The organism is Streptomyces sp. NPDC005820 (assembly GCF_040630255.1).
Taxonomy (GTDB): Bacteria; Actinomycetota; Actinomycetes; order Streptomycetales; family Streptomycetaceae; genus Streptomyces.
The window spans coordinates 1-14,778 of sequence record NZ_JBEXXE010000045.1 but is presented as its reverse complement, the minus strand read 5'-3'; the positions used below and the strand labels follow the sequence as shown (position 1 = coordinate 14,778).

Annotated in this window: 12 protein-coding genes; 3 read left to right on the top strand and 9 right to left on the bottom strand. The window is 69.3% G+C overall.

What is annotated here, in order from left to right; genetic code table 11:
- Positions 1 to 249: 249 nt before the first annotated feature.
- The 6 genes from ABZ464_RS40375 to ABZ464_RS40350 all read right to left on the bottom strand — a co-directional run bounded on the left by ABZ464_RS40375 (position 250) and on the right by ABZ464_RS40350 (position 6,805).
- A complete protein-coding gene (locus ABZ464_RS40375) occupies positions 250 to 1,218 on the bottom strand; it encodes an ATP-binding protein (protein WP_359286642.1) in 969 nt (322 codons plus the stop codon).
- Between the two features lie 86 nt (positions 1,219 to 1,304).
- Entirely contained in the window at positions 1,305 to 3,407 is a 2,103-nt protein-coding gene (locus ABZ464_RS40370; protein WP_359286526.1) for a Mu transposase C-terminal domain-containing protein, read from the bottom strand.
- Complete coding sequence (locus ABZ464_RS40365; RefSeq protein ID WP_359286523.1) at positions 3,404 to 4,210, bottom strand: TnsA-like heteromeric transposase endonuclease subunit; 807 nt, start codon at positions 4,208 to 4,210, stop codon at positions 3,404 to 3,406. The genes ABZ464_RS40370 and ABZ464_RS40365 overlap by 4 nt, the downstream gene beginning before the upstream one ends.
- 110 nt (positions 4,211 to 4,320) lie before the next feature.
- Positions 4,321 to 5,715 carry a DNA-binding protein gene (locus ABZ464_RS40360; protein ID WP_359286521.1) on the bottom strand — a complete coding sequence of 465 codons (1,395 nt, stop codon included), beginning with the start codon at positions 5,713 to 5,715 and terminating at the stop codon, positions 4,321 to 4,323.
- Between the two features lie 124 nt (positions 5,716 to 5,839).
- On the bottom strand, positions 5,840 to 6,415 hold the full coding sequence (locus ABZ464_RS40355; RefSeq protein WP_359286519.1) for an ImmA/IrrE family metallo-endopeptidase: 576 nt from the start codon (positions 6,413 to 6,415) through the stop codon (positions 5,840 to 5,842).
- Positions 6,416 to 6,805, bottom strand: a complete 390-nt coding sequence (locus ABZ464_RS40350; protein WP_359286517.1) for a helix-turn-helix domain-containing protein — start codon at positions 6,803 to 6,805, stop codon at positions 6,416 to 6,418. It lies immediately after the preceding gene.
- A gap of 131 nt (positions 6,806 to 6,936) precedes the next feature.
- On the opposite strand from ABZ464_RS40350, the gene ABZ464_RS40345 reads away from it, so the two are divergent.
- The 3 genes from ABZ464_RS40345 to ABZ464_RS40335 are packed head-to-tail and all read left to right on the top strand — an operon-like array spanning position 6,937 to position 8,736.
- On the top strand, positions 6,937 to 7,194 hold the full coding sequence (locus ABZ464_RS40345; RefSeq protein ID WP_359286515.1) for a multiubiquitin domain-containing protein: 258 nt from the start codon (positions 6,937 to 6,939) through the stop codon (positions 7,192 to 7,194).
- A complete protein-coding gene (locus tag ABZ464_RS40340) occupies positions 7,169 to 8,338 on the top strand; it encodes a ThiF family adenylyltransferase (RefSeq protein ID WP_359286513.1) in 1,170 nt (389 codons plus the stop codon). The genes ABZ464_RS40345 and ABZ464_RS40340 overlap by 26 nt, the downstream gene beginning before the upstream one ends.
- On the top strand, positions 8,335 to 8,736 hold the full coding sequence (locus ABZ464_RS40335; RefSeq protein WP_359286511.1) for a DUF6527 family protein: 402 nt from the start codon (positions 8,335 to 8,337) through the stop codon (positions 8,734 to 8,736). Before ABZ464_RS40340 ends, ABZ464_RS40335 begins: the two co-directional genes overlap by 4 nt.
- 340 nt (positions 8,737 to 9,076) lie before the next feature.
- Here ABZ464_RS40335 and ABZ464_RS40330 read toward each other — a convergent pair whose 3' ends face one another.
- The 3 genes from ABZ464_RS40330 to ABZ464_RS40320 form a co-directional block, all read right to left on the bottom strand.
- On the bottom strand, positions 9,077 to 9,637 hold the full coding sequence (locus ABZ464_RS40330) for an XRE family transcriptional regulator (RefSeq protein WP_359286509.1): 561 nt from the start codon (positions 9,635 to 9,637) through the stop codon (positions 9,077 to 9,079).
- Positions 9,638 to 9,640: 3 nt separating this feature from the next.
- Positions 9,641 to 11,749 (bottom strand): helix-turn-helix domain-containing protein, encoded by a 2,109-nt coding sequence (locus ABZ464_RS40325; protein ID WP_359286507.1) that lies wholly within the window; start codon positions 11,747 to 11,749, stop codon positions 9,641 to 9,643.
- A 64-nt stretch (positions 11,750 to 11,813) separates the two neighbouring features.
- Positions 11,814 to 14,198, bottom strand: coding sequence for a Helicase associated domain protein (locus ABZ464_RS40320; RefSeq protein WP_359286504.1), 2,385 nt, complete (start codon positions 14,196 to 14,198; stop codon positions 11,814 to 11,816).
- Between the last annotated feature and the right edge of the window lie 580 nt (positions 14,199 to 14,778).

Sequence of the window (14,778 nt, the reverse complement as noted above, 5' to 3'; positions counted from 1 at the left end):
CGTTCATCCGGGACGCCCGTAACGCTCGGAGGGGGCTTGTTGGTGTATCGCGGGCTTACTGGCCTGGTGTGTTGTGGGTTCGTTGAGAGAGGCCGGGTGCACGGTTCCAGCGGGCAGTTCGGGGTGTGAGCTGGGGTTGTGTCGTGTGTGCTGAGTGGGACCGGGTTGGTTGTGGGTTTCGCTAGCGTGTAAAGGCCCGGTTGGTGTTTGTGCTGGTCAGCGCTGTTTTTCCTGTTCGGTGGGTGGGGGTTAGCGGCTGCGGGTGGGGCGGTTGTGTTGTTCGGCGAGGTGGTCGAGTTGTACTGCGTCGAGGGCGGTTTTGGTGATGCGTTCGGTGCCGTCGTGGATGGCGGTGATGGCTGCTTGGCGGATGAGGCGGGTGAGTGATCCGATGCGGCCGGCGGTGCGTTGGTGGAGGTAGGCGGTGTGGCGGGGGAGGGTGCCGGGTTTGTGGTGGGTGAGGTCGAGGGCGTTCTCGATGTCGGTGAGGACGTCGCGGAAGGGTTCGCTGGTGCCGTGGCGGGCGGGGAGGGGGCCGCAGGTGATGAGGGTGGCGCGGCCGGCGAGTTGGGCGCCGCGGGTGCCGGTGAAGAGGGGTGTGTCGGTGACGTTGATGCCGGCGTAGACGAACGTGGCGGGCAGGCGTTCGGTGAGGTCTTTGAGGAGGTCGGCGGCCTGGGCGCCGGTGGTGGTGCGGGGGTTGAGGCGGTGGATTTCGTCGATGAGGACGAGTTGGACGCCGGCTTGGGTGTAGGTGTGGCAGACGGCGTCGGTGATCTGGGTCTGGGTCATGCGGGCGGTTACGGGGATGCCGAGGTAGCGGGCGAACTCGGTGATGAGGGTTTTCGCGGTGGCGCCGGGCGGGACGAGGACGTACGCCACGGGTGCCGTGGCGTGGGCTGACCCGGGCGGGGGCGGGTTCTTGCGGGTGTGGGCGAGGTGGCAGGTGCGGCCGACGTTGAGCAGGGCGGTGGTTTTCCCGGCTGCGGCGGGTCCGGTGACGATGAGGGAGGGCCGTGCGGTGGTCTGCTGGTGGCGGCCGAGGATCATCAGGGTGCGGACCTGGGTGGCGAGCTTGCTGATGGCGGGGGTGCGGATGGTGACGAACGCGGAGTGGTAGGCGAGGCGTTCGTCGCGGCTGCGGGGCGGGTCGTCGGGTCGGGGAGGTGCGGGCGGGTCGGTGGTGGCGAAGCGGTGCCAGCCCTGCCAGGTGGTCAGGGGCCAGGACGGCTCGGCCGTGTTGCCGCTGCCTGCGTCGGCGGGTGCGCTGGACGGTTGGTGCGCTGCGGGGTGGGGGCGGCTGTTCACCACTTGTCGGCTTCCTCGTGTGCGTCGTAGATCCCGAATCCGGCGGCCGCGGCGGGGCGGGTGTCGTCCTCGGGGAGGTCGTCGAGGTCGTCGATGCTGTCGTCCTCGCCGTGCTGCGCCGACTCGCCGGTTGTGGGGCCGGTGCCGTACCGGGGGTGCCGTGCGGCGGGAACCGGCAGCGTGGTGGCGCGGGCGAGGAGGGCTTGTTCGGTGGTGGTGGCGTGGCCGCTGTGGACGCGGCGCATGAGCTGGTCGAGGGCGTCGGCCAGGCCGGCCTCATGCTGCTGGCTGTCGTCGTGGTTGTGGTGGGCGTGGGTGCGGATGTGCTGCCAGGTGTGGTCGTTGAACGGCTGGTGGACGTGGTCGCGGTGGATCCAGGGGATTTCGGTGAGCTCGCCGTCGGGCAGGCGGATCCAGATCTGGCGGACGTCGTGGGGGGTGTAGTGGATTTCCCATTTCCCGCCGCGGCCTGCGACGGGGGAGGCCTGGCCGCGGTACGGGGCGAGGAGATCGTGGTCGTAGGTGCGGTGGTGGATTGTGATGCCGGCGGGGGTGATGGCCTGCCAGCGCACGGGGAGCAGTTCGAGGTAGTCGTGGCCGGTGAGCGGGACGGGGACGTGCCCGGCGACGGCGACGAGCGCGGCCCACATCTGGTTGGGGGTGAGGGCCTTCTTCGGCATCATCGGGTGGCGCAGGCCTTCGTGGGGGCGGTGGTGGTAGTGCACCAGCCACTCATCGAGGAGGTCCTGGAGCTGGGCGACGCTGTAGCAGGTGTCTTTCTCGGTGTCGGGGCCGCGGCGGGTGACGTCGGATCCGGTGTAGCCGGGCAGGTGCTGGCAGAACAGGGCATTGATGGTGCCGAAGGTCCGCTCCACGATGCCTTTGGCGGTGGGGGCGCGGGGCGGGGCGGGCTGGACGCTGATGCCGAGGTGTTCGCAGGCGGCGGTGAACGCGGCGGAGACGAAGACTTTGCCGCGGTCGACGACGATCGTCTCGGGCAGGGCGACGGGCCGGGCCGCCGCGCCGGCCAGCCGCTCGTCGAGTGCGGCCAGCCGCTGGTGGGGGAGTGCGGGTGCGTGGTCCATGCGCAGGATGTCGGGCCAGGCGGGCCGGGCGGGGTGGGGGACGGCCATTTCCGCGAGCAGCAGGGCGGCGTCGACGGCCTTGGTCGCGCTGGGGCACAGCAAGGCGGCGAGGATGGCGCGGGTGGCGACATCGACGGCGATGGTGAGTTCGGGCCGGGCCAGACGCCCGTCGTCGAAGAGGGCGAGGACGTCCAGGCGGGTGGTGTCGACCTGGACCTGCTCGCCGGGCCGCAGCGCCGTGGCGGGGGTGAACGCCCGCCCGTCGACGCTCGCCGGTACTTGCCGGACGGGTCCGGAGGGCAGTTCGCCGGGCCGGGCGAGGGTGGTGACGAGCCGGTACAGCGTGGCCTGGGACGGCGCGGGCACCGTGCCGGGCCCGTGCCGGTCCTGAAGGATCTGGTTGATCAGCGGGAACAGGCCGTTGATGGTGCCCTTGGAGCGGCCGCGGCGGCGGCGCAGCGCCTCGCGGACGGCGGCGACGACCCGTTCGTCGGCCCGGCCGGTGGGGCTGGAGGCGCGGGTGGTGCGGTGGTCGAGCAGCCCCCACAGGCCTTGCTTGCGGTAGGCCAGGCGCATGCGCTGCACCGTGGTGCGCGAGACCCGGCCGAACCCGAGCGCGGTCAGCTCCTGAGCCTTGGCCTGCTCCCGCTGGGCCAGCGTGTGCTGTTCGGGGTCGTACTGCGGCCGTACCGCCCCGTCGCTGCCTGGCCCGCCGGGCAGGCCGCATTCGACTTCCCTGATATGCCGCTGCCACGCCAGCGATTTCTCACGCGCCGCAGCGGGGGCGGTCTCGAACAGGCCCCACTGCGGGGCGGCCTGGGGTACGTCGGCCCCGATGACGGTGAAGCCGGGGTCGGCGAACAGGTGCCCGGCGAGCACGGCCTCACCGCCGCCGTCCGGGCCGACGAGGTGGATGTCCTGCCCGGAAAGGGCGACCACTTGCCACGTCACGCCACGGAAGCGGACGTGAGCACCGACCTTCACGGCCGGCCGGGCATTGCGCCGCGCGCTCATCCGGCATCTCCCATCTCGGGGCCGCTCCAGCCCTGCGGGCCGACGGGGACGCGTTCGTGCAGGGGCGTGTCCAGGCCGGCCGTCAGCTGTCCGTGCCGCAGGGCGTGGAAGACGCACGGGAGGACCTCGATCGGGTCGCCGATTGCTTCTGCGCCCTCGATCAGCGGCCGCGGCCGCGTGAACGCCTCAATGACCGCCGCCATCAGGCCCAGGCGGCCGGCGTTGCGGGGGTGGCGGTAGCCGGCCAGCCATTTCAGGTTGGCGGCCAGGACGTCGTCGAGCGGTGTCAGGCGCCGGTAGGTCCAGCCGATGTGCGCGCACGCCTGCGACACCGCCTCGGCGGCCTTCCTCGCGCGTTCCCCGCCCGAGTCCGGGTGGCTGAGGCAGTCGGCAAGCAGGGCGGTGCCGTCGGCACGGCGGGCGAAGAGCTGCGGCACCCAGGAACGCACCTGCCCGCGGGGGTTACGCCACAGCAGCCGCACGGGCCGCCCTGCCAGGCCTGTCACGTCCGGGTCGCGGTCCAGGACCATCAGTTGGGCGCGCATCGCGTTCGACCCCGCGGTCACGTGCCGCCCGGTGGTCGCCGACCACCACAGGCCCGGCCCCCAGCGGCGCCCCGGGACGACCGGGAACGCCGACACTGGTGGCAGTTCCTCGAACGCCACGGTCATGGCGGCATCCGCCCACCGCTGCTGCACAACCTGCCCCACCGGGTCGAGAAACACCGCCTCGAACCCGCCGCCCTGGTCCACGGCCGCTCGCCTTGCCCGGCTCCTGGGCTGGGCCGCTTCTGTGCTGGTCACCCGCGCTAGCCAAGTTGCTCCCGTCGGTCCAGGCCTTCGTTTTCAGTGTTTCTGCCACGAACGAGTGCCGTATCAGCTAACAGCCGACCCGTCCGTCGGCGCATCGGCTGTCAGCCGCCGTCCTGCCTGCCCGCCGTCAGTATCTGGCTGAGCATCTCAACGGGCATGTCCACCCACCGGGCCACCTCCTCAAGCGGCACCCCGCCGTTCACCGCCGCCACCGCGGTCCGTTTCCAGGCGTTCTCGATCAGACCGGCACTGTGACCGAGCCCGCGCAGCAGCCGCCGGGCGACCTCGGCGGTCGGCCCGGTCTGCACCCCGCGCAGCTGCAGCAGCTGCTCCTCGGCGCTGTCGATAGCGCTGGTGATCAGCCTGCGCTGCTCGGCGGGCACCGCAGCCCGCCACATCGTCCCCGAGCCGGGCGCCTTCTTCTCCTTGCCCAGCACCCGCAGCTGGCCAGCCATGGTGGTGGCCTGGTGTTCCTGGCGCAGCCACCACGGGTCGTTGTCGTACCCAGGCGGCCCGCCAGCGCCGCGGCGAAGGCGGATGACGCTGCCCATCCAGGAGATCAGCGGCCCCCCGTGGTCGGTCGCGGCCAGGGGCCCCAGCCATTCCCGACCCAGCCGCTCACCGAGCCTGCGGCAGAACAACCCGTCGGCGGGCAGCGCCCGCGGCCGCCCAGCACCACTGTCGGCCCACACCAGCTCGGCCATGGCCGGGTCCAGCAGCGCCTCGGCCACCGCCACCACCTCCGGGAAGACGGCCGCGTCCCGCCCCACGATCCGCCACCGCTCCAGATCACCACCGGCATCCCCGCCCGCCACCTGGTGCAGACGCCGCGGCCAGACCGTCTCCCGCTCCCACTGCAGGGCCTGCTCCCACCACCGGACCACCACCGCCCACGCCAGCGCGAACACCCGCTCCGGCTCTACTCCGGCCCGCACCGCCCGCCGCGCCACCTTGGCCCACCGCCGCTGCGCCGCCACTACCTCCGGCAGCCCACGCAGGTTGAGGTGCTCCAGCGGCTGGTGGGCGTCCGCGTCCAGGAGCCACCGCCCGTGCCGGACACACGCCCGTTCCCACCGCGGCGCGTACCGCACCACCCGCACGACCGTCCCCGTGCGACGGGCAGCGCACAGGCGGCAGCCGAACGCCACCGGCCCGGCGACCGCGCCCCCGGTCCGCCACGCCGCCGCTGGCACCCCGTTCTTTCCGGCCGACAACTCGGTGTCCTCCTGTCCCCAGGACGGCAAAGCCCGCGCCAGTACGTCTTCTTCGGTGCCGCACAGGCCGGCCAGCAGCTGGCGTCCGGCTGCGTTCAGCAGTACCTCGGCGTCGGCCCGTGCGCCTCCGCCCTCGTGCCCCGGCGGGTAGTTGCGCCACTGCCAGCAGGACCGCAACACCGTCGCTTCCATCCCGTAGCGGCTGGCGATGCGGCAGATCAGCGACGAGGTCGTCTCCCCCTGCAGGGGGACTGTCCGCAACAGACCAGGATGATGGGTCACTCCACCACGGTCTCGTATTCGCCGATCCGGGCGGGCGTTTTCGCAGTAGCCGTCCGGTCCTCGGCCCGTCATCTGCTTACTTCCCCGGGCCGTGGGTCTCGCTTCCCCGGAGCCGGCGGGTGCTTCAGGCGGGGGTTCCGAACCCGTATTTCTGAGCGGCGCGCTTGGCTCGCACGCGTTGGCCTTTCATCTGGTTCTGTGCGAACTGCTTGCTCACCCCGTAGGCGGCCGCGACGCGTTCGTTGTCCCAGCCATTGAAGGCCATGCGTTCGGCTGCGGCCAGTGGTACCAGGAGTTCGCCGGCTATGAAGGCGGCCTGCTTCTCCTGCTGCTCGTTGAACTGCCGCTTGTGGTCCTCGCCGAGGATGACGCTGTCGAAGGAGTGTTCCAGGAGGTGGTGGCCGAGTTCGTGGGCGATGTTCGAGCGGCGGCGCTCCAGTTGGTGTGACTCGTTCTCGATGATGACCCTGGCGGTGCCCAAGGGGACGAGTGCGGCGGACCACGCCGATGTTCTGTGCTTAGTGAAGTACTGGAACGCCTCGTCGCTCATGTCGGCTTCACGCAGGTTGCTGAGGGTGTACACGCTGATCCCGTGCTTCTCGGCGAGGGCATAGGGGTCAAGCGGGTCGCGCGGCCCCAGGCCGAGTCCGGCGCGTTCCTCCTGCGCCACTTCGCGCATCAGCGCCTGTGTCCAGCGCACTCAGTTACTCCCGGACGCGCGTTCGGCACGGAATCTGCGGGCGGCGGCTCCGATGACTTCCTGGAGGTAGGCCACGTCCCCCTCACTGAGATCGCTGCGGGCGCGCAGGAGGGGCACCAGCGATGCCACCAGCTCGGGCTCCTCTTGCGAGAGAGAGGCGGAGGTGGCTTCGGGGGCGACGTAGAAGGTCTCCGCCGGCATGCGCAGCCATGTCGTCATAGCGGCGAAGCCGGTGACGTCCGGCTTCAGTCCGTTGGCCATCCGTGAGATGGTCGATGCGCTCACGCCGAGTTCCTTGGCCAACTGCCGCCAGGACAGCCCCTTTTCCTCCCGTGCGGCGTCCAGAGCCGCATGCAGAGCCTGCACGTCCACGGTCGGGCTTTCGCTCATCGGTGTCCCTGATTTCTCGCAACGCTCAACTTGTCGATCACCTCTGCTACAGTCTAACTGCTCGAAACTTCGAGCACTGGTCGACTTTCGGACTGTCTCGGCCAGGTCGTTCCGCACGTCTGGAGGCACCCATGCCGCAGGACCACGGGCCTCAGCCCGTCACGATCATCGTCAACACCCGACCGCACCCGTGGGAGGCGAAGGAGATCACCTTCGAGCAGGTCGTCGACCTGGCCTTCCCCGGCCAGCCGCCGACCGAGCAGGACACCTACACCGTCCGCTACAGCCGCGGACACGACGGGCACGGCTCCGGCAGCCTGACGGCCGGCCACAGCGTGCGAGTGAAGAAGGGGATGGTCTTCGATGTCTACCGCACCTCTCGTTCGTGACCCCGACCTCTCACGCCTCCTCGACGACGGCTACGACGTCGTCCTGCAAGCGGGGCACCTGATCGTCCGCCACATCCCGTACGTCACCTCAGGGCGCGCCGTCAATCACGGTTTCCTCGCCTACCCCGTGACGGTCAGCGGCGATTGCATCGTCTCCGACACCGACCACCGCATCTGGTTCGGCGGGTCCGCCCCATGCGACGAGCACGGACGGCCGCTGGGGCTGGCCAACCCCGAGTCCCGCGCCATCGCCGAGGGACTACAGGCGCAGTTCATGCTCTCCAGCAAGCCAGGCCCCGACGGCTATCCCGACGAGTACACAAAGATCACGGCATACGCGCGCATCCTCGCCGACCAGGCACAGGCCATCGACCCGTCGTTCACGCCTACCCCAGGAGCGGCCTGGCAGGACGTAGATGACGGCAGCCCCTTCGTCTACCGCGACACCGCCACCTCACGCGCCGGCCTGGCAACCGTCAATCGCCGCTACCGTGGCCACCACATCGTGATCGTCGGCCTCGGCGGCAGCGGCAGCTACATCCTCGACCAGATCGCCAAGACCGAGGTCGACACGATCCTGCTCATCGACGGCGACACCTTCGACAACCACAACGCCTTCAGGGCACCCGGCGCCCCCACCGTCGAGACGCTCCGCAACCGCCCGAACAAGGCCGCCTACTTCGCCTCGCTCTACGCCAACATGCACCGCGGTGTCACCTCCTGCGAGCAGTACCTGGACGAGGACAACCTTGCCCTCCTCGAGGGAGCCACCTTCGTCTTCCTCGCCTCCGACGACGCAGCCAGCAAACCGGCCGTCATGGACTGGCTCGAATCCCACAAAGTGCCCTTCATCGACGTAGGTATGGGAATCGAAGAAATCGACGGCCGACTCAGCGGACTCTTGCGCGTGACCGCAAGCCTGCCGGGACGCCGCGAACAAGCCCGCCGACGCATCCCGCAGCCGGCACCCGAACGCGACGCCTACGCACGCAACATCCAGACCGCCGACCTGAACGCGCTCAACGCTGTCCTGGCCGTCAACCGCTTCAAGCGCTTTATCGGCGTCTACGCCGACCTGACCGAGGAAGGCTTCTCCACCTACTCGCTGATCACCAACGAGATCGCCAACGAGGACCGGCAATGACCCCGGTCAACAACCTGCGCCCGGTGTTCATCGAGACCTTCCCGACACCGATGGAACCGGCCATCCTGTACGTCTCGATCCCCTACGGCACATGCGGCCACCTGTGCGCCTGCGGATGCGGACACGAGGTCATCACGCCACTGTCACCAGCACAGTGGTCCATCACCTACGACGGCGAAAGCATCTCTTTGGCACCGTCCATCGGCAACTGGGCGCTTCCATGCCAGGCGCACTACTGGATCCGACAGGGCAAGGTGCACTGGAGCCGCCGGTACTCCTCGGTAGAGATCGTTGAAAACCGTGAACGGGACCGCCGCCACCTCATCGAGGCTGTGAGCGAGGGAAAGCCCGGGCTGCTGAGTCGACTCCGACAACGATGGCGCCCACCTAGACGATGACGGCGGACACGATCCTGCCCCGGATGCCGCCCTTCGGTGTCAGTAGCACCCGACCGTAGGTCGGGTGCAGACCGCAACAGCGGACACGCATGAGCTGTTCCTCGGGCACGGCCGCCCGCCACATCCTCCCCGAGCCGGGCGCCGTCTTCTCCTTGCCCAGCGCAGCTGCCCGGCTGGTGGCGGGCTGATGTTCCTAGCACAGCCACCACGGGTTGTTGTCGCACCGTCGGCGGGCCGCGGCCGCCCGGCCCCGTGTCCCTCCACACCAGCTCGGCCATGTGGCCGGATCCAGCAGCGCGTCCGCGATGGCGACCACCTCGGCGAAGACGACCGCGTCCGGTTAGTAGTCGAGGTCGAGGTAGTCGATGTCGTTGAGGGTGACATCGGAGAGTCCTGTGGCGCGGGCTCCGCCGTCTTGGAAGTAGATGTCTTTGAGTCCTTCGGCGATGATCTGGCGCATTTGCTGGTCGCTGGCTCCAGTGTCACGGGCGTCGAACAGGCGCTGTGCGTAGGTGGGGGGCAGGTGGACGGTGAGTCGTCGGAATCTTCCGTCGTCGGTAGTGCCGATGGGCGCGGTGTAGCCGAAGCGGGCCCGTGTCTCCACGGTGATGCCGCGCGTGGTGGCGGCCTGCTTCTGGCGGCGTTTGCGGACCTGGGGCTGCCAGCGCTGCCGTACGGCGTCGTCGATCCGTTCGGCGATGGCCCGGGGTGGGTGCTTGCGTTCGCCCTTGCGGTAGCGCTCCACCGACCGTTGGCTGACCCCGATCTCCTGGGCAACGGCTTTGGTCGTCTTGAGCTGCTTCATCAGGAAGTTGATGCGTGCTTGGAGGGTCTTGGGCGGCTGGCGGGTGAACGCTTCGCGGTCGGCGCGTTCGATGGCGTCGTCGATCTCTCCGGCCACGGCCTACTCTCCTTCGTCGAGAACGGCGTCGCCGCCCTTGATGTGGCGGGCGGGGTTGTAGCCCTGTTCCATGAGGTCGACCGCCCAGAGCATCGACTGGACGCCTTCCAGCTTGGCCAGGCCCGGGGTGGGTCCGAGGCGGAAGGCGCCGGGCTGGGGCTTGCCGCTGGCGGCGTAGGGGAGGAAGTCGAGCGGGCTGTCGCCGGGGGAGGGGTAGACGACGCAGTCGGAGAGTACGGCGAGCGGGTACAGGCCCGTCATGGTGGCCATGTTGCGCAGCTTGCGGTGCATGTTGATGCGGGCCTTGGAGATGACGGCGGCCCGGATGTCGGGGCGCCACGTCGGCCGCTGCAGGGCCGGCCACCGCTCGCCCTCCTTGTATTTCCTGCCCTGGGGGCGTTCACGCAGCTTGCCGATGCCGCCCTTGACGGTGGCCTTGATGGCGGCGAGGACGGCCGCCATCGCCGGGTCGACGTCCTTGTGCTGCTCCATCGCCGCGAGGAACTCCACGTCCGTGAGCTCCTTGGTGACGCCGAGGTCGGCGAGGGTGTCGACGTAGGCGTTCTTGAGGCGGTCGTGCCAGGGGTCCAGGTACGCGCCGGTCTCACGGCGCAGGTACGCCTCCACGGGAGCGACGTTGTAGCCCAGCTCCTGGGCGTAGGCGACGGTGTGCGTCTGGTACCAGGCCGGGCCGGTCGGGCGGCTGCCGTCCGGGGTGAAGGGCGAGGGCAGGCGCGGGTCCACCTCGACGTGGGAGAGGTCGACCAGCCAGCTCCCGGGGATCTTCGGGTTGAACGTCGGGGCGCGGAAATGGTCCGGGGCGGACAGGCCGACGACCAGGCGGGCCGCGGCGGCGAGGAAGGCGGTGTTCAGGTCCAGGCCGACCGCGTACGGCAGCGTGCACTCCTCATCGGTGAGCAGGCTGACGTCGCGCACCCACTGGTAGGCCTCTTCGTTCAGGAACCCGCCGCTCCAGCCGCTGTCCACGACGACGGGGTGCTCCGGGGTGGCCTCCGGCGGTGCCGGGTCCATCGGCTCCGTCCCGAGCGAGCCGGGGTTGTGGCCGGGCACCCAGTTCCCGCTCGCTTCGTCGCGCACCGCCCGGGTGGGCGGGCGCAGCGCGGTCATCAGCTCCAGCCCGGACACGGCCGTGGAGCCGCGCGGAGTGATGACCCGCTGGGCATAGACGCCCAGGACGCGGGCGATGTCGGCCGGCTCCATCTGCGTAACGCCGGGCCAGGACCGCTCATCGAGGGCGTCCCAGGACAGGATCGCCAGCTGCACGCACTGCCGCTCGCGGCCCTGGATCTTGCGGTAGATCCTTGCCCACGGGCCGAACCCGCGCTGGGTGAGCCGCCACTTCGCTTTCACCACCTGCTTGACCACCGGGTGGTCCTCCGGCAGGCGCAGGGAGCGGCGCTGTTCGTGGCTTTCCAGGCGCTCGGGGAGTCCGAGCTTCACGGCGGCCGCGGCGGTGAGGACGATCAGAGGGTCGCTGTCCTTGCCGTTGCGGTGCAGACGCGCCGCACCGAGGCCGGACTCGCCCAGCGTCCACTCCACCAGCTCCACCACCGTGGTCGCGGGGCAGTCGAGCACGATGCCGTCCACGCCGTACGCGCAGCCGTCACCGTCGAGCACGGCGAGCGTGCCATGCGGGAACCGCGGATCGGCTGCCGGCTGCGCTGCCTTCCTCGAGGCCGGACGCCGCGCTGCCGCGGCGGGCCAGGCGGCCGGACGCGCCGGCCCCGCTACTGGGACAGCGGGCGTCTGCGGGGCGTGTGCCGTCTCCACCGTGGACGCAGCCGGTTCGGTAGATGCCGTGGGCGCCGTTGCTGCAACCGAGGCTGCCGGGGCTGCGCCGGGGGCGGGGTACTTCGCCGCCCACCCGTTGAGCAGCCGCTGGTAGGCGTCCAGGCGCGGTGGCTTCGGCTCCGAGCGGCCGTTCTCCCAGTTCTTCACCGACTGGGTCGTGGTCTTCAACGCGGTGGCGAGGCGGGCCTGAGTGATGCCCGCGGCTTCACGTAGCCGGGCACGCTCCGCCGGAGGCGGCAGGTGCGGCTCCTCGTTCAACAGAGCGTCGACGGACGCGAACAGCTCTTCCTCAGATGCCATTTCCCTGCACCTTCACGTCAGAACCCGAGACTTCTTAACCAACAACTTAGCCCACTCTTTAACCCTATCGCGCCCATTCCAGTCCCAGCGTGGCGAGTGCGGTGAGTTTGTCGGTGGTGAGCTTGGCCCGGCGGGTCTTGGTGTTGGTGATCCATACTCCGAGCCGGACTTCGGTTCCGTCCGGCAATGCCTCTACGTGCCCTCGTGGGACGGTCAGGGAGCCGGTGCGGGTCTTGTACTGCGCGAGGGCCGCGACGCCCCGTTCGAAGGCGCTCACAGGTGCCCTAGACGGCTTTGCGGGCTCCTCCGGCTCCGGGGCGAGCGGCACGATGCCGAGTTGTTCCAGGCGCTCGCGCTGCCCGTCCATGAGGGTCTGCCAGACCTCCGGCTTCTGCTGCTTGGCGAGCCATTTGCCGACGTCCATGCCGTGGACGGTGACGCCTGGCAGGACTTCCGGCTGGCCTTCTTCGTCGGCGACGAGTTCGCGTAGGGCGGCGTAGTGGCGTTGCCAGTCCGTCGGCCAGTGAGGGTTCCAGTCCTTGTCCACGGCCTCCAGGGCCGCCTTCCACTCGGGGTGGCCCTCCAGCGCACCGGGGCGGCGCAAATTGCTCAGCCACTGTCCTACCGGCCTGTCCAGGGCCACGGCGGACCTCGGAGCACACAGGGTCCAGTGCTGCTCGTAGTACGCCTTGGCGGCCTCCAGGTTCTCCTGGAACCGCTCATCGGCCAGGGACCAGACCATGCCGAGTTGTTCGAGCCGTCGGGCGCGCTGGCCGGTCATCTGCCCGGCTGCGTAGGCGCGTCGTTGTTCCGCGACCCATTGTCCAAGGGGTGTCGCGCCCTCGCGGTGTCCGTACGGCACGCGAGCGTTCCCGGTCCGCTCGACGTACGTCTTCAGCTTCGCCCAGCCGCGGGCCCAGTCCTGGCGTTCGGTGTCGATCACGTTGAAGGAGACCCAGTCCGCGACCATCACCGGATCCCGGGGGGCCGCGAAACGGAGCAGCAGCCGGGATTCTTCCTCACCGTCTCCTGGCGCGGCACCGATGTTCACGGACGGTTGCGCGATGTCCTTCTGTGGCTCCTGTGGAATAGCCAACAATTCGATTGCCTCTTCATCGTGGGCCCGCAGGCCTTCCAGGACTTTCACCAGGGGCCGGTACGACCCCGAGGTGAACATGTCCTCCGGCTTTTCCCCCGGCTGGAGGAAGACCGGCACGATCAGAGAAGCCAACTTCCCTTGTCCGGGCTTCTGCCGCAAAGCGCGCCCGATGGCCTGGACGATGTCGTGCGGCGCGCCCTTAGGATCCAGCAGGGCCACTGAATCCACCGCGCGGATGTCGACGCCCTCGCCCAGGACCCGGCAGTTGGACAGCACGGCCCGCTGCGCCGTGGACCCGAACGAGCCGAGAACCTCCCGCCGACGTTCGGGGACGTGCTCGCCGCAGAGCCAGTCGGCCCAGATCCGCTTCGGGTACGTCTCCGGCTGGTCCGCGTGCAGCTTCGCCGCCACGCGCTCCAGGCCCTCCGCGTACGCCTGTGCCTCGATCGTCCGGTGGTGGAAGGTGATGCACGTCGACAGGTCGTGCTGCGCCATCGTGTGCAGCAACGCGGCCTGGAGCGCTCCAAGGCGCTGCCCGCGGACCTCTTCGGTGTGCCGCTCCTCGCCCATCAGCCGCTCGGGAGTGACGACGGGGTCCTTCAGCTCCAGGACGATGATCTGGTACCGCGCCAACAGGCCCCGGGAGACAGCAGATGCGAGCGAGAGCTTGTACAGGACGGGACCGAAGACCTTCTCGTCATCCATGCTCGCCGCCATCTCCCGCGGCAGCGGGTCACGGACTCCTTCGGCGACCTCGCGGTTGAGCCGCTCTTCCCAGATCCGCGGGGTGGCCGTCAGGTACAGCCGGCGTGCTGCCGGGATGACGCTCTGATCGTGGATGGCCGCCCAGGCCTTACCCATCGAGCCACTTGTCCTGTGGGCCTCGTCAACCACCGCGAGGTCTACTCGATCAAGCTTCTGACCGTAGACACCCTCGAACGCCTCCGCCAGAACACCCAAAGACGCGTAGGTGGCGTAGATGGTCACCGGCCCCTGCCCGTGCCACAGCGCCAACTGGATCGGGTTCGTCGTGGAGCGCACCTTCAACGACCACAGCTCCGGATCGTCCTGAAGCGAACACACCGCAACCGCCGGCCCCTTGTGCCCGGCCTCGTGCCACGCCCTCACCGTCTGCGCCAGCAGGTCCAGCGTCGGCACCAGCACGAGCACACGCCCCCTAGGCACAAGCCGCTTCGCCGACGCCGCGGCCATCATCGTCTTCCCCGTGCCACACGCCGCGTGCACCTGCCCGCGAAGACCATCCCAGGGAATACCGCCCGGCGGAACATCAAGACCCCGCACAATGGCGGCAACGGCCTCGATCTGGTGATCATGCAGCTTCACAACCATGCCCCGTGTTCTCCTTTTTCGCGGAATGCGGCGCGCAATGGTAAATAGAATTCAGGCGCAAGGTGCGCGGCGGTAGGGGTGTAGCCTCTTATCCCAGACTCTACACAGTCATGACTCGTGATGCATCAGCCGTCGCCAACTTCACACCCGAGGGTGGCACAGTGACTCAATCTCACCCACGAACAGTCGGCTATCCTTTATGCCGACAGGGCGATTAGGTGAACATGCCGGGACAGGTAGATAGTGGGGGAGGGGGTTCAGGGTGGAGCGCAGCGGAACCCGTCACTACAACGAGGCCGGCACCCCGTCAGGCCGACGGTCCGTCACATCCATTACAGGGGTGGCAGCTGGGAATCCCAAGCCCTACACAGTCCCGCGCCCGATGCACCCCCCTTACGGCCAGCCTCAGGAATCCCGCTTGCGGAATTCCGTCAATTCGCGCTTGCGCGAATTGACATGCACTCAGAATTCCGCTTGCGGAATTCGATTCACGCGCTTGCGCGGGAATCTGGCGGAGCGTCAGCGGAGCCGTGTCCTATGCAGCGCGCCAGCGCTGCATATCCCGCGGAGCGGGATATGC

What these genes read in the sequence shown, in the direction of transcription:
- ABZ464_RS40350 (WP_359286517.1), bottom strand. Translation starts at nt 6,805, where the DNA reads ATGAGCGAAAGCCCGACCGTGGACGTGCAGGCTCTGCATGCGGCTCTG.
- ABZ464_RS40325 (WP_359286507.1), bottom strand. Translation starts at nt 11,749, where the DNA reads ATGGCATCTGAGGAAGAGCTGTTCGCGTCCGTCGACGCTCTGTTGAAC.
- ABZ464_RS40335 (WP_359286511.1), top strand. Translation starts at nt 8,335, where the DNA reads ATGACCCCGGTCAACAACCTGCGCCCGGTGTTCATCGAGACCTTCCCG.
- ABZ464_RS40345 (WP_359286515.1), top strand. Translation starts at nt 6,937, where the DNA reads ATGCCGCAGGACCACGGGCCTCAGCCCGTCACGATCATCGTCAACACC.
- ABZ464_RS40320 (WP_359286504.1), bottom strand. Translation starts at nt 14,198, where the DNA reads ATGGTTGTGAAGCTGCATGATCACCAGATCGAGGCCGTTGCCGCCATT.
- ABZ464_RS40370 (WP_359286526.1), bottom strand. Translation starts at nt 3,407, where the DNA reads ATGAGCGCGCGGCGCAATGCCCGGCCGGCCGTGAAGGTCGGTGCTCAC.
- ABZ464_RS40340 (WP_359286513.1), top strand. Translation starts at nt 7,169, where the DNA reads ATGTCTACCGCACCTCTCGTTCGTGACCCCGACCTCTCACGCCTCCTC.